Source organism: Georgenia muralis, from assembly GCF_003814705.1.
In the GTDB taxonomy this organism is placed as follows: domain Bacteria; phylum Actinomycetota; class Actinomycetes; order Actinomycetales; family Actinomycetaceae; genus Georgenia; species Georgenia muralis.
The window spans coordinates 4,103,831-4,121,894 of the sequence record NZ_RKRA01000001.1; the positions used below are offsets into that span (position 1 = coordinate 4,103,831).

Genomic DNA, 18,064 nt, shown 5'->3' on the forward strand with positions numbered 1-18,064 from the left:
AGTCCATCACGTCGGGGCGTCCGCCCGCGCGGGCGCCACCGCCCGTGGACGCCGCGAGCGCCGCTCGCCCCGCCTGCGCCGCTCGCCCCGCGTGCGTCGGCCCGGTCGCGCCCCCGCCTCGTGCGGCTCCCACCGGAACCGCAGCGCGAGGACGACGACGCCGGTGACGGTCCACGCCGCCAGGACCGCGAGGTGCGCCCACGCCGGGCCGGCGGCGCCGGGTGCAACGGCGTCGGTCATGGCCCGGGCGGCGTGCCGGAGGGGGAAGAACCAGCCGATGGCGTCGACCACGGGCGGGTAGGCCACCCCGACGACGAAGATGTCGGAGATGAACGCCAGCGGCAGCAGGGTGCCGAGCGCGACGCCGACGGCGCCCTGGGCCGAGCGCACGAGCGAGGCGACCGCGATGCCGAGCACCGCGAAGCAGACGGCCGCGAGCACGAACGTCCCCAGCGCCACCGCCCAGCCCGGCTGCAGGGGGGCCGCGAACATGACCCGGGCAAGGACGGCGATGAGCACGAGCGTGAGGAGGGCGACGACGAGCGCGCCGACCACCCGCCCGGCGAGCATCGCCCAGGTCGGCAGCGGGGTGCCGCGCACCCGCTTGAGGGCGCCGCGCTCGCGGTCCTCGGCCAGGGTGGACGGCATGTTGACGTATGCCGTCACCGCGGCGCCGTAGACGGCCATCGTCGCGGCGTAGAAGACCCCCAGCTGCTGGCCGTCGTCCATGACGAGGTCGCCGCCGCCGTTGACCGTCGGCACGACGGCGACGAGGACGACCGGGAAGACCACCGCGAAGAACACCGCCGAGGCGTCGCGCCACAGCGTCGCGTGGGTGTGCGCGACCTGACCGCCGACCAGGGCCGCCGCGGACGGACGAGCCGCGCGACGGGGCACGGCGTCGCCGGGGCGCGCACGGACCCGTCGCGTCCTCGCCGTCGCCTCGGGACGGCCCGGCCGCAGCGCCCACGCGGCCAGCGCGGCGCCGGCCACTCCCCACGCCGCCAGGACGGCGAGGTGGTCGAGCTGGAACCCCGAACCCGCCAGGAAGGGGTTGAGCGCGTCACCGAAGAGCGCGACGAGGTGCTTGAGCGGGAAGGCCCACCCGAGCGACTCCATCCAGGCGGGCATCTGTCCACCGACCATGAAGATGTCGGAGACGAACGCCAGCGGGATGACGATCCCGTTGGTCACCGCCAGGGTCGCCTGCGGGGTGGGCAGCAGCAGCGCGAGGGCCAGGCCGAGCATGCTGAAGGTCAGCGAGGCCACCGCGAGGGTGACGACGACGGCGAGCATGGTCCGGCCGAGGATCTGGACCCCGTAGAAGGCCGCGCCGGTACCCAGGACGAGCCCGCAGGCGAGGAGACCGAGGAGGACCGCGGCCCCGACCCGGCCGCCGAGCAGCGCCCAGCGCGGCAGCGGCGTCCCGCCCTGCCGCTTGAGGACCCCGGTGGCCCGTGCCTCGGCGAGGCCCACGGCGAGGAAGGAGAAGCTGGCCATGACCACCCCGAACGACGCCATGCCGGGGGCGAGGAACTGCGCCAGGCGCACCCCGCCGCGCACGTCGATGGTCTCGTTGCCGAGGAGAGCGGCGAGCAGGACGAAGAAGGCCAGCGGGAAGGCCACGGAGAGGATGAGGGTGATCGGCGTGCGCAGCAGGGTGGCCAGCTCGTGCCGGACCTGGCGCGCGAGGATCCCGGCGTCGCGGCCCATCAGGTCACCGGTCCCCCGGCCCGCTCACCCACGAGGTCGAGGTAGACGTCCTCGAGGCTCGGGCGGACCAGCGCGAGGTCGGCCAGCTCGACGCCGCGCCCCAGCGCCCAGGAGGCGAGGGCCGCGACGTCCGCCGTCGCGGAGCGGGTGCGCACCTCGACGAGGTCACCCACCTGCCGCCGGTCGACCCCGAGGGACGGCAGCTCTCCCAGGCCCGTCCCGGGCGGGAGCCGGAAGGAGATGACCGGGGCGAGGCCCGCCGCCGTGGCGAGCTCGGCGGGCGTCCCCGCGGCGACGACCCGCCCGTGGTCGACGACGACGACACGGTCGGCCAGGTGCTCGGCCTCGTCGAGGTAGTGGGTCGTGAGCAGGATCGTGGCGCCCAGGTCGCGCAGGCGGTCCACGAGCTCCCAGGCGCGGCGCCGCGCCGAGGGGTCGAACCCGGTGGTGGGCTCGTCGAGGAAGAGCATCTCGGGCCGGCCGACGATCCCCAGTGCCAGGTCGAGCCGGCGCCGCTGCCCGCCCGAGAGGGTCCGCACCCGGGCGTCGGCCTTCTCCTCCAGGCCGGTCAGGACGAGGACCTCGTCGACGGCGCGCGGGCGGGGGTAGTACCCGGCGTGGAGCCGGACGAGCTCGCGGGGGGTGAACAGCTCCTCGAAGCCCGCCTCCTGCAGCACGACGCCGATCCGCTCGCGGAACTCGCGACCGCCGGTCTCCGGGTCCGTGCCTAGCACCCGCACCGTGCCGGCGTCACGGCGGCGGTACCCCTCGAGGATCTCCACCACGGTGGTCTTGCCCGCGCCGTTGGGACCGAGCAGCGCCACCACCTCGCCGTCGTCGATGGTGAGGTCGAGCCCGTCGACGGCGGTGACGTCGCCGTAGACCTTGCGCAGTCCCTCGACCTCCACGGCCGCCATCGGTCCTCCTGTCCGCGCAGGGGCGCGACGCGCACGCAGGGTGACGCGCGGACGTCCGCCCACCACCAGCCTCCGCCCGCCGCCCGCCGGGCGGCCAGGCACCGAGGTCCCAGGGCACGGCTCATGGGAGCGGCCGAGAAGCACGAAGCCCGGCTCCTCGGGCAGAGGATCCGGGCTCGTCGACACGCAGATCTGTGGAGCTAGAGGGATTCGAACCCTCGACCTCTTCCATGCCATGGAAGCGCGCTACCAACTGCGCCATAGCCCCGCTGCCCCGTGGGGCGTGGACTACTTTAGGCCATCGGTGGGGGCCAACACCAAATCGGTCCGCCCCGCTCCGACGTGACCCTCACCACGGGAGACCGACCGGCGTGTCGGCGGTCTACCGTGTCGGGCATGAGCGAGAGCAACAGCGCCGCGGAGGAACGCGCGATCGCCTACGCGCAGCACCTGTTCGACCGCGCCCAGAACGCGCTCGTCCGCCCCCTGAGGGCGAGCCGCGGACGAGCTCTCAGTCCAGGCCGAGGTTGTAGGCGCTCAGGCGCCAGACGGGCTCCCGGCCGGGGTTGGGGTGCATGAGGGTCCAGGCGCAGTTCTCGAGGCCGGTCAGCCCGAACCACTCCATCGGGTCCAGGCCCATGAGCACCGTCTGCCCCAGCGTGATCGCGGCGCCGTGCGCGACGACGACGAGGGTGTCGTGCTCGCCGAGATCGGCAGCGGCCTCGACGACGGCCTGCGCGACGCGCGCGCCGCAGTCGCCGCGGGTCTCCGCGCCGACGCCCTCGGGCTCACGGCCGCGGCGCCACGCCTGGAAGGCGTCGGGCCAGCCCTGCTTGATCTCGCCCTGGGTCAGGCCCTCCCACGCGCCGAAGCTGCGCTCGCGCAGCCGGGGGTCCGGGACCGGGACGATGCCCGTGAGGTCGGCGAGGGCCTTGGCCGTCTCGGTCGCGCGCACGAGGTCGGAGGTGATGATGCGGGTGGGCTCGAGCCCGGTCAGCGCGGTCGCCGCCAGGGTCGCCTGCCGACGTCCGTCGTCGTTGAGGGCGATGTCCACCTGCCCCTGCAGTCGCTGCTCCTTGTTGAAGTCGGTCTGGCCGTGGCGCCACAGGACGACCGTGCCGGCGGTCATGAGTCGCCGGCCTCGTCCTCCGCCGCGGCGTAGAGGTCGGCGGGGAGCTCGACGACCGGGCAGTCCTTCCACAGGCGCTCGAGCGCGTAGTACTCGCGGTCCTCCTCGTGCTGGACGTGCACGACGATGTCGGCGTAGTCCATGAGCACCCAGCGGGCCTCGGTGACACCCTCCTTGCGGACGGTCCGCGCACCCTCCTTGTGGAGCGCCTCGTCGATGGCCTCGACGATGGACTTGACCTGGCGCTCGTTGCTGCCGGACACCACGAGGAAGACGTCGGTGAGCACGAGCCGCTCGCTCACGTCGAGCGCGATGATCTCCTTGGCCTTCTTGTCGGCCGCGGCGCGCGCGGCCACGACGGCGAGGTGGCGCGACTTGTCGTCAGCGGACACGGGACTCCTCAGGACGGAACGGGGGCTGAAGAGCGATCCTACGGGACCGTCACCACACCCACGCCGCCGGTCCCGCCCGCTGTGTCGCGCATCACCGCCGCCGCGGCGTGGTCGGCCTCAGCGGCCCCGGCCGGGTCCCGGAAGGCGAGCAGGCCGATGAGGAGGCCGATGATGACGGCGGCGAGGACGAGCGCGACGATGCGCACCACCGACGCGGCAGGGTTGCGCGGACGCATCTCCTCGACGTAGGCGGCGTCGTCCTCGGCCTCCGCGGCGCTGGCCGCCGAGACCTGGTCGGCGACCGCGGCCACCCGCTCACGCATCGAGCGCCGGGGCGCCGGCTCTCGCCGGTCCCGGCGGCTGGTGGTGGCCTCGGCCTCGTCGGGCGAGGAGCCCGAGGCGGCCGTGAAGCCGCTGACCGGTGACCAGTTCGGGCGCAGCGGCGCGTCGTCGTCGTCCTCCGCCGCGAGGGCGGCAGCGGCGTAGGCCTCGGGCCTGCTCGCCGCCGAGCGGGCCGAGCCCGCCGAGCGCGGCGAGACCGGCGGCATCGCGACGGTGCGGTCGACCTCGGAGACGGCGTCCGGCGACGACGCGGACACCGCCGACCAGCGTGGCGACGCGAAGCCCCCGGTCGCCGTGCGGGGCTCGCTGCCCGCTGATCGCGTCCCGTCCGCCGCCCGGTCGGCCTTCTCGGGCAGGTGCGCGCCCTCAGGCTCGGTGGTGCGCGCCGCCTCGGGCTCGGACGTGTGCTCCGCGAGGTGGTCCTCCACGCGGATCGTGTGCTCGTCGTCGGGCACCACGGGTAGGGAGACGGCGGACTCCCAGGACACCGGGTCAGCGCTGACCTCGGCCACGGGCTCGGGTACGGACTCAGGGCGCGGCACGTCGCCGGTGCGCGCGGCGGCGGGGGCCGGCTCGGGCCCGGCTGGCGTGACGGGCTGGACGTCGGTGATCGTCCCGGTGGAGTCGAGCGTCCGCACGCCCTTCGCCATCGGGGGCGTCCGCACGACCGGCCGGCGGACGACGGCGCGCTGGGCGGGCCGCCGGTCGGCGGAACCCGGCTGTCCGGTCCGGTCCACCGGGTTGGGCTGGTTGCCCTGCTCGGGCTGGTCGGCCTGGTCGACCTGAGCGGGATGGTCACCCTGGTCGGGCTGGTCGGGCTGCGCGGGCTGGTCGGGCTGAGCGGGGCGGGCGTCGCGCGCAGCGGCGCCGGCCAGCCGGAGCGCCTCCTCGGGCGCGAGCTGGCGGCCGTCCTCGCCGACGAGCGGCAGCTCACCGGTGGCGATCGCCTCCAGGCGTGCCTGCTCCTCGAGGGCACGCCGACGCATCTCCTTGCGCGTGATGCGCACCTCGCCGGCGGCCTCGGCCGCGCGCCGCGCCTCCTCCTGCACCTGCCGCCGGCGGCGGCGCTCCCCGCGGCTCTCCTGCTGCTCGCTCACTGCTCGGCCCCCACGGCACGCCGAGGCGGGAGCCCCGCCGTCGTGCCCTCGTTCCTGCTGCCCGTCCGCCCGTGGGGCGCCGCCCCGTCGCGGTACAGGCCGTACTTGTTGATGTACTGCACCACACCATCGGGCACGAGGTACCAGACAGGCTGGCCGGCCGCGACCCGCGCGCGGCAGTCGGTGGAGGAGATCGCCATCGCGGGGACCTCCATGAGCGAGACGCCCGACGAGGGCAGCGCACCGAGGTCGAGCTCGTGACCGGGCCGCGTCACCCCCACGAAGTGGGCGAGCGACCACAGCTCGTCCGCGTCCTTCCACGTGAGGATCTCCGGCAGGACGTCGGCGCCGGTGATGAAGTAGAGCTCGTCGTCGGGCAGCTCGGCGTGCAGCCGGCGCAGCGTGTCGATCGTGTAGGTGGTGCCGGGCCGGTCGATCTCCGCCCGCGAGACGGTGAACCGCGGGTTCGACGCCGTCGCCACCACGGTCATGAGGTAGCGGTGCTCGGCCTCGGTGACCTCGCGGTCGACCTTGAAGGGCTGGATGCCCGTGGGCACGAAGATGACCTCGTCCAGCCCAAAGGTGTTCGAGACCTCGCTGGCCGCGACGAGGTGCCCGTGGTGCACCGGGTCGAAGGTGCCACCCATGACACCGACCCGGCGCTTCGCGCGGTCCTTCATCGCGTCCGGCACGGGCTCAGCGGTGGCGGGTACGGATGTTCCGGAACCCGTAGACGAAGAGCAGCAGCACGAGGAAGGCCACCAGCGTGATCCCGCCGAGCAGGTACGGGCTGACCTCGGCCGCCTCGGCGGCCTGCTCGGCCTCCTGGGCGGCGAACGTCATGAGCGAGCTCTTCATCGAAGATCCTTCCGAACCACGGTCCTGAGAGGGGGCCAGTCTTGCACGGTCGGCGCCCGGTCGTGGAGGCCGAACGCGTACCGGGCGACGGTGTCGCGGCCCCGCCGAGAGCTCTCGGCCGGACGACGTCGCAGGTGGCGCGTCAGGGCCGCGTGGGGAACCCGCGCCGTGCGAGCAAGATCACCACGAGGCACGCGAGGAGCACGCCCGCAGCGACGAGCGGGACCGGCCCGACGCCGGCCGAGCCCACGACGAACCCACCCAGGGCGGCGCCGACGGCGATGCCCAGGTTCGACGTGCCGTTGACCAGGGCGCCGGCGATGTCCGGGCCGACGTCCCCGGTGCGCAGGGCGGCCGCCTGGGTCAGGGTCGGCACCGAGCCCATCGCCGCGGACCACAGCACCGCCGCCGCGACCACCCAGCCCAGCGAGTCCTGCCCGAGCCACAGGGCGACGAGCGCGAGGACCATCGCCGTGAGCGTGGTGACGAGCCCCGCCCGGGGCCGACGGTCGACGAAGAGCGCCGCCCCCCAGACCCCGACGATGCCGACGCCGCCGAGCAGGAGGAGGACCGGACCGACCTGGTTCTCCCGTGCGCCGGCGGCGAGGAGCAGCGGGGCGATGTAGGTCCAGGCGGCGAAGTGGCCGAGGAAGACGAGGGCGTTTGCCCCGCCGACGGCCGTGATGGTCGGGCGCCACCACGACCGGGTCGGGCGCGGCCCGGTGCGCCGTGGCACGCCCTCGGCCGCGGGCAGCAGGAGGGCGACGACGACGGTCAGCGCGGCGGCCATCGCGGCCACCGTGACGAACGCGGGCCGCCAGCCGATCGCCGTTCCGATGGAGGTGGCCAGCGGCACGCCGAGGATGTTTCCCAGGGACGCGCCCGAAAGGACGATCGTGATGGCGCGGCCGACGAGGAGCGGCGGCACCAGGCGCGGGCCGTACCCGATGGCGACCGAGAAGAACAGGGCGTGGGAGACCCCGCCCAGCGCCCGCCCGAGGGCGAGGGTGGCGAAGCCGGGGGCGAGCGCGACGAGGACGTTGCTCAGCGTGTACCCGACGAGGGTCGCCAGGAGCACGGGCTTGCGCGGGAGCCGCGCCGTCACCATGGTCATCGGCACCGCCAGAACGGCGACCATGACGGCGTAGACGGTCACCAGCAGGCCCGCGCGGCCCTCCCCCACACCGAGGTCGCGGCCGATCTGGGGCAGGAGCCCCACGGGCAGCATCTCGGTGGTGATGGCGACGAACACCGCCAGCGCGAGCGCGAGCAGGCCCGGCAGGGCCGGGCGCAGGCCGCGCGCCTCCGCCGGAGGGCTGGTGGGCATGGACGACCTCTCGCTCGGCGGGCGATGACGAGGATATCCGCCGCCGTGGTCCGCTCCCCCGGCCCGGGCCCCTGCCGGCCTGTGCCGCTGGTCACCGCCGCGCGGCTCAGGGCGCGCGGACCAGCCCCACCCCACGGTCGGCGACGTCGACCCCCGGGGCCAGCGCCGTGACGTCGGCGCGGGCGAGCATCCGCGCCGCGACCGTGTCCGCCCGGTAGGGCAGCGCGGAGGTACCGACCTCCTCCCACCACAGAGCGGCGACGCCCGCGACGTGTGGGGTGGCCATCGACGTCCCGCTGAGGGAGACGAGCCCGCCGGTGCCCGCCTCGGCGGACAGCACGTCCACACCCGGGCCGGCGATGCCGGGGAAGGTGTTGGAGAAGGGGGCGATCTCCAGCCCCTGGGCGCCCTGCGCCAGCGCCCCGGCGGAGACGACGCCGTCGGCGGCGGCCGGCAGGGAGACGCCGATCTCGTAGTCGGGGTCGACCGTGCGCCGCGACTCGTTGCCGGCAGCGGCGACGAGGATCATGCCGGGACCGAACGCGGCCTGCGAGCGCACGAGGCCCATGAGCGCGTCGAACATGCGCAGGTTGGCGCGGTAGCCCTCCAGGGCGGCGGAGGTGGCGAGGTCGGCGGGCCAGCCGTCGTCGACGAGGCGCTGGACCAGCCCGGGGAAGTCGAACCCGAGCGACATCGAGGTCACCCGGGCGCCCTGCTCCAGCGCCCACTGGATGCCCCGGAAGATCATCTCGGAGGTGCCGCCGCCGTCGTCGCCGAGGACCTTGCCGATGAGCGCGCGGCTCACCCCCGGCGCCACACCGATCCTCGTGCCGCCGACGTCCCGGCCGAGGACCGTCCCGGCGCAGTGCGTGCCGTGCCCCTGGCGGTCGCCGTTGCCCGAGCCGGAGAAGTCCTCCTCGACGACCTCGACCCCGGCGAAGGCGGGGTGGGCGGCGTCGATCCCGGTGTCCAGCACCGCCACCGTGACGCCCGCGCCGGTGCGCGCGGAGACGTCCGCACCCACCGCGGTCACCCCCCAGGTGGGTCCGGGGACGGCGGTGGCGGCGGGTCCGGCGGTGGGGACCGGGAAGATGAGCGAGGTGGGGATGACCGGGGCGACCGCGCGGACCTCGGGGTCCCGGGTGAGCTCACGCAGGTCGGACCGGTCCAGCTCCGCCGTCTCCACCGACGGCACCGCCGGGCCGGACGGGCCGCGCTCGGCCGCCGCACCGCGCCAGGGGTCGGCCGGACGGGCCAGGCTCATGTCCCGCAGGACAGTGTAGTGGCTCATGACCGCTCCTCACGCTCGCCGGGTGGGCTCACCGTACGGCCGCCCGGCTCCCCCTGAACAGGGGTCGTCCCGACGGCGGCGGACCCGACGGCAGCGGACCCGACGGCTGCGGACCCGAGGGCCGCTCAGGGCTCGAGCACCGCCCAGCCGTGCGCGGGCACGCGCGTGCCCGCCCCGCCCGCCACCTCCGCCTGGCCCGCGACCACGGTGCCGACGACGGGCACCTCCGCGGGCTCGTCGGAGATGTTGAGCGCGACGACGAGGCGGTTCTCGCCGTCACGTGCCTCGTACGCGAGGACCTCGTTGGACAGGGTGACGCCGGCGGTGCGCGCCCGGTGCAGCCACGGGTGCCGGCGCCGCAGCGCGATGAGCTCCTGGTGGAGGTGGTAGGTGTCCCAGCCGTACGGCGCGAGGTCGGCCGGCCGCTCCGGGAGGGCGGGCCGGATGGCGTCGTCGCCGCCGAGGCGCTCCTCCTTGACCCCCTCGAACGCCTGCTCGTCGCCGTAGTAGACCGACGGCGTCCCGCCGACGGTGAGGAGGACGACCAGCGCGTGGGCGAGGTGACGGCGGTCGGTCAGTCGGGTGGCGATGCGGGTGACGTCGTGGTTGCCGACGAAGGTCTGCGGGGCGAAGGTCTCGAGCATCTCCCCGTGGCGGGTGAGCGCGTGGTCGAGCTCGTAGAGGTTGGCGTCGTTGAGGGCGCTCCAGATCGCCTTCCACAGCTCGTACTGGGTGACCGAGTCGACCCCGGACCCCGCGACGAATCCGGCGTAGTCGCCGTGGATGACCTCGCCGAGGAGGTAGGCCTCCGGGTGCGCGGCCCGCACGGCGGGCAGCACCCGCTGCCAGAAGGGGACCGGGACGGCGTAGGCGGCGTCGAGCCGCCAGCCGTCGAACCCGGCGCGCAGCCAGTGCTCCATCACCTCGGTCACCAGCTCCGCGACGCCGTCGTCGTCGTGGTCGAGCGCGACGAGGGCCTCGTGGCCCTCGAAGCTCTCGTGCGCCGGCTCGCCGCCCCCCTCGGGCCAGGTGAGGCGGAAGAGCGCGGCGTCGGGCGCCGTCGGGCCGCCCTCCAGGGCCCGCAGGAAGAGCGGGTGACGCGAGCCCACGTGGTTGAAGACCCCGTCGAGGACGACCTTGAGCCCTCGGTCGTGGGCGGCTGCGAGGAGCGCGTCGAGGTCGGCGCGGTCACCCAGGCGTGGGTCGACCTCGAAGTGGTCGATCGTGTCGTACCCGTGGCTGCGGGAGGTGAAGACCGGCCCCAGGAGCAGCCCCGAGACCCCCAGCTCCACGGCGTAGTCGAGCCACTCCACCAGGCGCGGCAGCCGGTGGGTGACCGGTGCGCCCTCCTCGAGGACGGGCTCGGCGTCGAGGGCCCCGAGGGGGTAGACGTGCCAGAAGATCGCGTGCTCGTGCCAGGTCGTCACGGGACGACATCCTCCCCCGGGCGGCGCGGCTCCGCACTCCCGTCACCGCTCTTGCCCCGACACACGTGGAGGAGTTGGCTACCGGCATGGGCCAGGTACGCCAGCTCCGTGTCGTCGTCGAGGCCGAGGACTACGACGAGGCGGTCGCGTTCTTCCGCGACGTCCTCGGCATGCCGGAGCAGGAGGCCTACGCCGGCGAGGGAGGGGCGTCGGTGGTCATCCTCGACGCCGGCCGCGCGACCCTCGAGATCGCCAACCCGGCCCAGAAGCGGATGATCGACGACGTCGAGGTCGGGCGCCAGGTGGCCCCGCACATCCGGCTCGCGCTGGAGGTGGACGACTCGGCGGGGACCACCGAGCGGGCGGTGGCGGCGGGCGCGGAGCTGGTCGCCCCGCCGGTGCGCACGCCGTGGGACTCCCTCAATGCCCGGCTCGACGTCCCCGCGGGGCTGCACCTCACGCTCTTCACCGAGCTGGGGTGAGGTGAGCGTCACTCGAGCTCACCGAGGTGTGACAGAGGCGCTCGAGCTCGCCGAGGGGCGAGGAACGTCAGAGGCGCTCGAGCCGGGGGCTGTTGAGGGCCACGCGACGCAGGTGACCGCCGCCGAAGTCGATGACGACGGTGTCCGCCTCGAGGGTGACGACCCGGCCGACGCCGTGCCGTTCGTGGCACACGCGCTCGCCCACCGGGATGGGGTCACCGGGGCGCACCTCGGCCGCGCGCCCGGCGTTGAACGGGCTGTTGGGGAGGTAGTTCCGACCGGTCGGTGCATGTGAGGCCATGCCTCCATCGTCCCTCACCATGGCCCCTCGTGTGAACAGGGGATGTCTCACAGGTGGCACGCCCGGATCTGTCGGTCCGGTCGCGCCGGCCCGCTGCGAGAGAAGCCGCAGGTCAGCGTGACGGGTCGTGCCCGAGGGAGCGCAGCGTGGCCTCCCGGTCCGGGTCCGCCGCGCCCCCCTCCAGCAGGCTGCGGATCTCCTCCACGACCGAGCGCATGACGACGACGTCGTCGTCGCTCAGCTCTTCCCGCGGCCGGTCGAGCACCTCCAGGAGGGCCCGGGAGCGCTCGGGGCCGGCGTGGTCGGGCAGCGCCTCGACGTCCTGCCCGCCGGCTGTCGTGGTGAGCCACTCGCGCAGCTCCGGTGCGGTCATGGTGACGAGCCCGTGGAAGTCGTCCCACAGGGCGTCGTCGACGGCGGTCTCAGCCATGGTTCCCCCTCGCTGGTGTCCGGTGCGACGACCGTACGGTCCGGCGGGGCGACGCGCACGGCGGGGGCGGCGGGGCGGCGGGACGCCCCGCGGCGGCGGCGCCACGGGGCGGTCGGCCGCGACGTCGGCGTGCGGCGCCCGGCCCGTCAGGCGTGCGAGGGGGCGGTGGGGGCGTTGTGCAGCTCGAAGGTGAGCTGGTCGGGGTAGCAGTGGAACCACTCCTCGCCCGGCTCGTAGGACCGGACGATCGGGTGGGCGGTCATGCGGTGGTGGGCCGTCGCGTGCCGGTTCGGCGAGGAGTCGCAGCACGCGATGTGCCCGCACGCCTGACAGGCCCTGAGGTGCACCCACGTCGCGCCCATCGGCAGGCAGTCCTCGCACCCCGGGGCGGCGTCCGGAACGACGTCGTGGTCGATGGTGTCGAGGTGGCTGCAGAAGGTCATCGGACAATGAGAGCGCACACGGCCAGCGCTCCGCCAGGGTTTGGCCGGACCAATATCCGTCGGGAGCCGTCCCGTCACCCGGGCCACCGGGCGGTGGCCGTGCCGCAGCCGGGCCGGGCCGGGAAATCGGACGGGAACGGAACAACCGCCGTTCGGAGGGTGTTGTCCCGGTCATGAGCGAACCGATCTCCGTCCACGTCTGGTCCGACGTCGCCTGCCCGTGGTGCTTCATCGGCAAGCGCCGCTTCGAGCGGGCCGTCGCCGGCTACGACGGGGAGGTCGCCGTGCAGTACCACTCCTTCGAGCTCTCCCCCGACACCCCGGTCGACTTCACGGGCAGCGCGGCGGACTTCCTCGCCGGCCACAAGGGCCTCCCCGCCGAGCAGGTGGAGCAGATGCTCGCCCAGGTCACCGCCCTCGCCGCCGCCGAGGGGCTGCGCTACGACTACGCCGCCGTGCGGCACACCAAGACCCTCAAGGCGCACGAGCTCATGCACCTCGCGCTGGAGCGCGGGAAGCAGCTGCCGATGGTCGAGGCGCTCTTCTCCGCCTACTTCGAGCAGGGCCGGCACGTCGGCCACCTCGACGACCTCGTCGAGCTCGCCACCGAGGTCGGCCTGGACGCCGAGGACGTCCGCGCGGCCCTGACCGCCGGCACCTACGCCGACCGGGTCGCGGAGGACATCGACCAGGCGCGACGGCTGGGCATCACCGGCGTCCCGTTCTACGTCGTGGACGGGCGCTACGGCGTCTCGGGCGCCCAGTCCCCCGAGACCTTCCTGTCCGTGCTGCGCAAGGTCGCCGATGAGCGACGCACCGCTGCACATGTCGGCGACGGACCCTCCGGCGACGTCGGCACCCAGGACGCGGCACCCGCCGGGGCGGTGCGATGAGCGCCGTGGGCGCGGCCGACCGGTCGGGCCACCCGGGCGTCCGCTCCCTGCCGCCGGCGGCCGTGGCGCCGGTAAGCCTGGGGCTCGGGAACCTGGAGCCCGGGGGCCTGGAGCTCCTGGCGCCCGACCCGGACGCAGGCTGGTGCACCGACGGCGTCTGCCTCCCAGCGGCCGGTCCGAGCGACCGCTAGCCCCTACTGACGGATCTGGCCGTCGCCCTCGACGATCCACGTCGTCGTCGTCAGCTCGGCCAACCCCATCGGCCCCCGGGCGTGAAGCTTCTGCGTGGAGATCCCGATCTCGGCGCCGAGACCGAACTGGCCGCCGTCGGTGAAACGCGACGACGCGTTGACGATGAGCGCCGCGGAGTCGAGCTCCGTGGTGAACCGGCGCACCGAGGTGACGTCCTGCGTGCAGATCACCTCGGTGTGGCCCGAGGAGTAGCGGGAGATGTGCTCCAGCGCCTCGTCGAGGGAGTCGACCACCTTCACGGCGAGGTCGAGCGAGAGGTACTCGGTCTCCCAGTCGCGCTCGGTGGCGGGCTCGAAGCGCAGCCCGGCCGGCAGGGCCGCGGCGGTGGCCTCGTCCCCGTGGATGGTCACGTCCTTCTCGCCGAGCGCGGCCAGCACGGCCGGCAGGAAGGTCGCCGCGACGTCGCGGTGGACGAGGAGGGTCTCCGCGGCGTTGCACACCCCGGTGCGCTGGGTCTTGGAGTTGAGCACGATCGGCACGGCCTTGGCGACGTCGGCCGTGGCGTCGACGAAGACGTGGCAGTTCCCCACGCCGGTCTCGATGACGGGCACGACGGACTCACGCACCACGGTCTGGATGAGGTCGGCACCGCCCCGGGGCACGAGGACGTCCACCAGTCCGCGGGCGCGCATGAGCTCGACGGCGCCCGCCCGGCCGAACGCGTCGATGGACTGCACGAGCGTGCGGGGCAGCCCCTGAGCGGCCAGCGCGTCGCCGAGGACCTCGACGATGACCTCGTTCGAGCTCGCGGCCGCCGACCCGCCGCGCAGGATGACGGCGTTGCCCGACTTCAGGGCCAGCCCGGCGGCGTCCACCGTGACGTTGGGCCGCGCCTCGTAGATCATGCCGACCACGCCCATCGGCACACGGACCTGCCGCAGCCGCAGGCCGTTGGGCAGGGTGGATCCACGCACGACCTCCCCGACCGGGTCGGGCAGGGCGGCCAGCTCGCGCAGGGCGTCGGCGATCGCGGCGACCCGGAGCGGGTCGAGCGCCAGGCGGTCGAGGAGGGACTCCTTCATCCCGCCCCGCCGGCCCCGCTCGAGGTCCTCGGCGTTGCCCGCGACGATGCGGTCCGAGGCGTCGACGAGCGCCTCCGCCATCGCGTGGAGCGCCGCGTCCTTCGTCGCGCGGGTGGCGGTGGCCAGGACGCGGGAGGCCTTCTTCGCCTCGCGCGCGATCGCCGTGACGGCGGCGTGGGCGTCGGGGCCCGGACCGGTCGCGCCGGCCGGTGCGGTCGTCATCGTCTCGCTCATGGACCCAGGCTAGACGCGCCGACCCCGCGGTGGCAGGCCCCGTCTCACGAACGGACCCGTCCCAGGTGCGCGCGGGGCGGCGGCCCAGCACCCTGGTGCTCGTGACCGTCCTGCTCCTCCTCGCCGGCCTCGTCCTGCTCGTCCTCGGCGGGGAGGTGCTCGTCCGCGGCGCCGGTGGCCTCGCCCGTGCGGCGGGGATGTCCCCCCTGGTCGTCGGGCTCACCGTCGTCTCCTTCGCCACCTCGGCGCCCGAGCTCGCCGTCACCGTCGACGCCGCCCTCTCCGGCAGCCCCGGACTGGCGGTCGGCAACGTCGTGGGGTCCAACGTCGTCAACGTCCTGCTCGTGCTGGGGGTGTCCGGGCTGATCCTGCCCCTCGCCGTGCGCAGCGCGCTCGTGCGCCGCGACGTGCCCGTGATGATCGGGACGTCCGTGCTCCTGCTGCTCCTCGCGCTCGACGGTGCGGTCACACCCGTCGACGGCGTCGTCCTCATGGCGGTCCTCCTCGGCTACGTCGTGTGGACGGTCCTGGGGAGCCGCCGGTCCGACGTCGTCCCGGCCGACCAGGCTCCGCGGACACCCCGGCGCCTGGTCCTGGACCTGCTGAGCGTCGCCGCCGGGGTGGCCCTCCTCGTCCTCGGGGCGCGGTGGATGGTCAGCGGCGCGACCGACGTCGCCACCGCGCTGGGCATGAGCGACCTCGTCATCGGTCTGACGGTGGTGGCGGTGGGGACCTCGCTGCCGGAGCTGGCGACGTCGGTGATCGCGGCGGTGCGCGGCTCGGTGGAGATGGCGGTGGGCAACGTCGTCGGGTCGAACATCTTCAACATCGGGGCCGTCATGGGCGGCGCAGCCGTGCTCGCCCCCGGCGGTGTCCCGGTCGACCCCGGCGCGGTCCGGTTCGACCTGCCGGTCATGGTGGCCGTCGCGGTGGCGCTGCTGCCGGTGGCGTTCACCGGCTTCACGGTCGCCCGCTGGGAGGCGGCGCTGTTCGTGGCCTACTACGCCGCCTACGCCGCCTACCTCCTCCTGGACTCCGCGGGGCACGACGCGCTCGCGCCGTTCAGCACGGTCATGCTCGTCTTCGCCCTGCCGATCACCGCACTGACCCTCGCTCTCCTCGTGGGGTACGAGCTCGGGCGGTCCCGCGGGGGTGGCCCACCTCGCACCGGCGTGCCGGAATGATCTCGGCGCGGCAGTGTTGACACCACTGAGACCGACCCGCCGTCCGCCGACCCGGAAGAGGAAGCATGGCTACCAAGAACATCACGCTGGAGCAGTTCGAGCAGACCGTCAGCGCCGAGGGCATCACCCTCGTCGACTTCTGGGCCGACTGGTGCCAGCCCTGCAAGCGGTTCGCCCCCGTGTTCGAGGAGGCGTCGGAGACCCACCCGGACATCACCTTCGCCAAGGTCGACACCGAGGCCGAGCAGGAGCTCGCCCAGCAGCTCCAGATCACCGCGATCCCCACGCTCATGGCGTTCCGCGACGGCATCCTCGTCTTCTCCCAGGCCGGGGCGCTGCCGGCCAAGTCCCTCGAGCAGCTGGTCGACGGCGTGCGCGAGCTGGACATGGACGACGTGCGCAAGCAGATCGCCGAGCACGAGGAGAGCCACCACCACTGACGCGCTGCGGCGGCCGCTGACCCGCCTCCTGGCGCGGCGCCCCCCGCGATCGCACGACCGACAGGGCCCACCCCGCACGGGGTCGGGCCCTGTCGCCGTCGCTGGGCGGGCCCTGTCGCCCGGTCGGTCCCACAGGGTCCTCACCGGCTCGGTCCGGTCGGTCCCAGGCCCTCACCGGCTCAGTGGGGAAGAGGCAGCGGATCGGGTGACATTCGACGGCGCACCGCCGCCGAATGCTCCCCGGCATGATCCCCGGCAACGCCGACCGCTCGGCGCGCCCGGCCCTGAGCGCTACGCGGGCCGGGCCGCCGCGCGCCGACGGTGCTCGGCCACCTTGTGGCGGTTGAGGCACCCGGCCGAGCAGAACTTCTTCCGGCCGGCCGGCGAGGAGTCGGCGAAGGCGTCCGCGCACCGCACCCCTTGGCACAGGCCCAGCCGGTCCTCGCCGCGCACGTGCACCCAGTCGAGCAGGCCCACCCCGAGGGCGGCGCGCAGGGCGGCGCGGCCGTCGGTGACCTCCCAGGCGATCTGGCCGTCCGTGCCCAGGCGCGGCGTCGGTCCGGCCGGAGCGAGCAGGTCGTTGACCGCCGCCGTGACGTCCTCGCCGTGCTCGGACCTCACGAACACCTCGTACGCGTCGTCTGCCAAGGCGTGGAGCTTCCCGACGGCGAGCGGCGGCAGGTCCTGTGCGACCGGCCCGAGCACCTCGTCGAGGGCGCGGTAGCCCTTGTCCTCGTCGTGCGCCGCCCGGCGGGCACGGACCGAGTAGTGGTTGACGAAGTCGACGACGGCGGTGATGTCGAGCCGCGGGACGGTGGCCATACCGCCATGGTAACCCCCCGCACCCGCTCTTGGGGTTACATGAGATCGGACCCCCATCCGCCACCGGGACGGGAACAGAAGGGCGCACCCCATGGTTGTAACCCGCAACACCTTGTCATAGGGTTACATCTCGGGTAACCTGTATCACATTGCTAACAGGTTACTCCCGGGTCGGGTCACCCGCTCCGACCACCCACCCGGCACCACAGTGCCGAGGCGACGACGCCAGACACGAGCACCAGGAGATGGACCGTGGACCACAGCTGGGGATACGCGACCGTGATGTTGAGCTCCGTCCGCCACGCCGAGCTCATCGCCGAGGCCGAGAGCTACCGGCGGCTGCAGGCACGGCCCCGTGCGCCCCGCCCCACCGGCCCCACCGGCCGCGCGCTGCGCGAGCTCGGGACGTGGCTGCGCCACCCGGTACGCGTCGAGGAGCGCTGGACGCTGGCGCACTGAGCCGCCCGGGACGGGTCGCGCCGGACGTGCGGGAGCACGTCCGGCGCGGCCCGTCACCCGGCTACAGGGTGACGTACCCGCCGTCGGCGGCGATGCGGTCGGCGTCCGGGTCGTCGAACCAGGTGCCGTTCTCGCCCAGGTACCGGAAGTGGACGTCCGTGCCGGCGGGCACGGTCACGGCGACGGACATGGTGCCGTTGCTGCGGCGCCTGAGCACGTGCGCGCCCGGGGTCCAGTCGTTGAACGTCCCGACGACGCTCACGACGCCGGCCGGGTGGTCGGCCGGGAGGGCGAAGGTGAGCCGGCGGCCGGCGGCCGGGGCGGTGGACTGCTTGATCACGGTGTTCCTCTCGACGGTGGCCTCTTCGAGCGCCGGCACGGATTCTGCTGGGCCGCGAGCCGGGACCGGGGCAACCGACGGGTGAGGTGCGACACAGGCGATGTCGGCGCAGGTCACGATCGCGCCGCGGCTTCCCCCCGGCGTGTCCGGGCGCGTCGGGCGCGCCGCCGCCGCCCCGATCGCGGCCGAGAGCCGACGCGCGCGGCGGTGGGGACCCCGAGCGGGACGGGCCGGCCGCGGGGCACGGGTCAGGGGGCATCTCAGGGACC

Annotated in this window: 21 protein-coding genes and 1 tRNA gene; 5 read left to right on the forward strand and 17 right to left on the reverse strand. The window is 74.3% G+C overall.

Features of this window, described 5'->3' with window-relative positions; translation table 11 throughout:
- Positions 1 to 6: 6 nt before the first annotated feature.
- The 11 genes from EDD32_RS18455 to EDD32_RS18500 form a co-directional block, all read right to left on the reverse strand.
- The gene (locus EDD32_RS18455) at positions 7 to 1,713 is read right to left on the reverse strand and encodes an ABC transporter permease (RefSeq protein ID WP_123919902.1); all 1,707 of its coding nucleotides are present in this window, start codon (positions 1,711 to 1,713) and stop codon (positions 7 to 9) included.
- Positions 1,713 to 2,630, reverse strand: coding sequence for an ABC transporter ATP-binding protein (locus tag EDD32_RS18460; protein WP_123919904.1), 918 nt, complete (start codon positions 2,628 to 2,630; stop codon positions 1,713 to 1,715). The genes EDD32_RS18455 and EDD32_RS18460 overlap by 1 nt, the downstream gene beginning before the upstream one ends.
- Before the next feature lie 195 nt (positions 2,631 to 2,825).
- Positions 2,826 to 2,898: transfer RNA gene (locus tag EDD32_RS18465), tRNA-Ala, on the reverse strand.
- Between the two features lie 243 nt (positions 2,899 to 3,141).
- Positions 3,142 to 3,759: a histidine phosphatase family protein gene (locus tag EDD32_RS18470; RefSeq protein WP_123919906.1), complete on the reverse strand. Its 618-nt coding sequence runs from the start codon at positions 3,757 to 3,759 to the stop codon at positions 3,142 to 3,144.
- Positions 3,756 to 4,151, reverse strand: a complete 396-nt coding sequence (gene rsfS, locus EDD32_RS18475) for a ribosome silencing factor (protein ID WP_123919908.1) — start codon at positions 4,149 to 4,151, stop codon at positions 3,756 to 3,758. Before rsfS ends, EDD32_RS18470 begins: the two co-directional genes overlap by 4 nt.
- Positions 4,152 to 4,189: 38 nt before the next feature.
- Positions 4,190 to 5,590, reverse strand: coding sequence for a hypothetical protein (locus EDD32_RS18480; RefSeq protein WP_123919910.1), 1,401 nt, complete (start codon positions 5,588 to 5,590; stop codon positions 4,190 to 4,192).
- A complete protein-coding gene (nadD, locus tag EDD32_RS18485) occupies positions 5,587 to 6,270 on the reverse strand; it encodes a nicotinate-nucleotide adenylyltransferase (protein ID WP_123919912.1) in 684 nt (227 codons plus the stop codon). The genes EDD32_RS18480 and nadD overlap by 4 nt, the downstream gene beginning before the upstream one ends.
- A 16-nt stretch (positions 6,271 to 6,286) precedes the next feature.
- Positions 6,287 to 6,448: a hypothetical protein gene (locus EDD32_RS18995; RefSeq protein WP_170175359.1), complete on the reverse strand. Its 162-nt coding sequence runs from the start codon at positions 6,446 to 6,448 to the stop codon at positions 6,287 to 6,289.
- A 142-nt stretch (positions 6,449 to 6,590) separates the two neighbouring features.
- Entirely contained in the window at positions 6,591 to 7,775 is a 1,185-nt protein-coding gene (locus tag EDD32_RS18490; protein ID WP_123919914.1) for an MFS transporter, read from the reverse strand.
- A 106-nt stretch (positions 7,776 to 7,881) separates the two neighbouring features.
- Positions 7,882 to 9,066, reverse strand: coding sequence for a S8 family peptidase (locus EDD32_RS18495; protein ID WP_123919916.1), 1,185 nt, complete (start codon positions 9,064 to 9,066; stop codon positions 7,882 to 7,884).
- A gap of 125 nt (positions 9,067 to 9,191) precedes the next feature.
- Positions 9,192 to 10,493 (reverse strand): alpha-amylase family glycosyl hydrolase, encoded by a 1,302-nt coding sequence (locus EDD32_RS18500; protein WP_123919918.1) that lies wholly within the window; start codon positions 10,491 to 10,493, stop codon positions 9,192 to 9,194.
- Between the two features lie 86 nt (positions 10,494 to 10,579).
- Here EDD32_RS18500 and EDD32_RS18505 point away from each other — a divergent pair, with 86 nt between their 5' ends.
- On the forward strand, positions 10,580 to 10,975 hold the full coding sequence (locus EDD32_RS18505) for a VOC family protein (RefSeq protein ID WP_123919920.1): 396 nt from the start codon (positions 10,580 to 10,582) through the stop codon (positions 10,973 to 10,975).
- A 67-nt stretch (positions 10,976 to 11,042) separates the two neighbouring features.
- Here the strand turns inward: EDD32_RS18505 and EDD32_RS18510 are convergent, their stop codons facing one another.
- The 3 genes from EDD32_RS18510 to EDD32_RS18520 all read right to left on the reverse strand — a co-directional run bounded on the left by EDD32_RS18510 (position 11,043) and on the right by EDD32_RS18520 (position 12,149).
- The gene (locus EDD32_RS18510; protein ID WP_123919922.1) at positions 11,043 to 11,276 is read right to left on the reverse strand and encodes a hypothetical protein; all 234 of its coding nucleotides are present in this window, start codon (positions 11,274 to 11,276) and stop codon (positions 11,043 to 11,045) included.
- Between the two features lie 112 nt (positions 11,277 to 11,388).
- The gene (locus tag EDD32_RS18515; RefSeq protein WP_123919924.1) at positions 11,389 to 11,706 is read right to left on the reverse strand and encodes a DUF3140 domain-containing protein; all 318 of its coding nucleotides are present in this window, start codon (positions 11,704 to 11,706) and stop codon (positions 11,389 to 11,391) included.
- A 146-nt stretch (positions 11,707 to 11,852) separates the two neighbouring features.
- The gene (locus EDD32_RS18520; protein ID WP_123919926.1) at positions 11,853 to 12,149 is read right to left on the reverse strand and encodes a UBP-type zinc finger domain-containing protein; all 297 of its coding nucleotides are present in this window, start codon (positions 12,147 to 12,149) and stop codon (positions 11,853 to 11,855) included.
- A gap of 173 nt (positions 12,150 to 12,322) precedes the next feature.
- On the opposite strand from EDD32_RS18520, the gene EDD32_RS18525 reads away from it, so the two are divergent.
- On the forward strand, positions 12,323 to 13,042 hold the full coding sequence (locus tag EDD32_RS18525; RefSeq protein WP_123919928.1) for a DsbA family oxidoreductase: 720 nt from the start codon (positions 12,323 to 12,325) through the stop codon (positions 13,040 to 13,042).
- A gap of 194 nt (positions 13,043 to 13,236) precedes the next feature.
- Here the strand turns inward: EDD32_RS18525 and EDD32_RS18530 are convergent, their stop codons facing one another.
- Positions 13,237 to 14,538: a glutamate-5-semialdehyde dehydrogenase gene (locus EDD32_RS18530; protein WP_425459504.1), complete on the reverse strand. Its 1,302-nt coding sequence runs from the start codon at positions 14,536 to 14,538 to the stop codon at positions 13,237 to 13,239.
- Positions 14,539 to 14,642: 104 nt separating this feature from the next.
- Between EDD32_RS18530 and EDD32_RS18535 the strand changes: the two genes are divergently transcribed.
- Positions 14,643 to 15,734 carry a calcium/sodium antiporter gene (locus EDD32_RS18535; RefSeq protein ID WP_123920664.1) on the forward strand — a complete coding sequence of 364 codons (1,092 nt, stop codon included), beginning with the start codon at positions 14,643 to 14,645 and terminating at the stop codon, positions 15,732 to 15,734.
- Positions 15,735 to 15,799: 65 nt separating this feature from the next.
- Positions 15,800 to 16,174, forward strand: a complete 375-nt coding sequence (trxA, locus tag EDD32_RS18540) for a thioredoxin (RefSeq protein WP_123919932.1) — start codon at positions 15,800 to 15,802, stop codon at positions 16,172 to 16,174.
- A gap of 291 nt (positions 16,175 to 16,465) precedes the next feature.
- On the opposite strand, the gene EDD32_RS18545 is transcribed toward trxA, so the two are convergent.
- Positions 16,466 to 16,996 carry a CGNR zinc finger domain-containing protein gene (locus EDD32_RS18545; protein WP_170175360.1) on the reverse strand — a complete coding sequence of 177 codons (531 nt, stop codon included), beginning with the start codon at positions 16,994 to 16,996 and terminating at the stop codon, positions 16,466 to 16,468.
- Between the two features lie 282 nt (positions 16,997 to 17,278).
- Here EDD32_RS18545 and EDD32_RS19000 point away from each other — a divergent pair, with 282 nt between their 5' ends.
- Positions 17,279 to 17,455: a hypothetical protein gene (locus EDD32_RS19000; protein ID WP_170175361.1), complete on the forward strand. Its 177-nt coding sequence runs from the start codon at positions 17,279 to 17,281 to the stop codon at positions 17,453 to 17,455.
- A gap of 61 nt (positions 17,456 to 17,516) precedes the next feature.
- Here EDD32_RS19000 and EDD32_RS18550 read toward each other — a convergent pair whose 3' ends face one another.
- Complete coding sequence (locus EDD32_RS18550) at positions 17,517 to 17,795, reverse strand: isoamylase early set domain-containing protein (protein ID WP_123919936.1); 279 nt, start codon at positions 17,793 to 17,795, stop codon at positions 17,517 to 17,519.
- Positions 17,796 to 18,064: the final 269 nt, after the last annotated feature.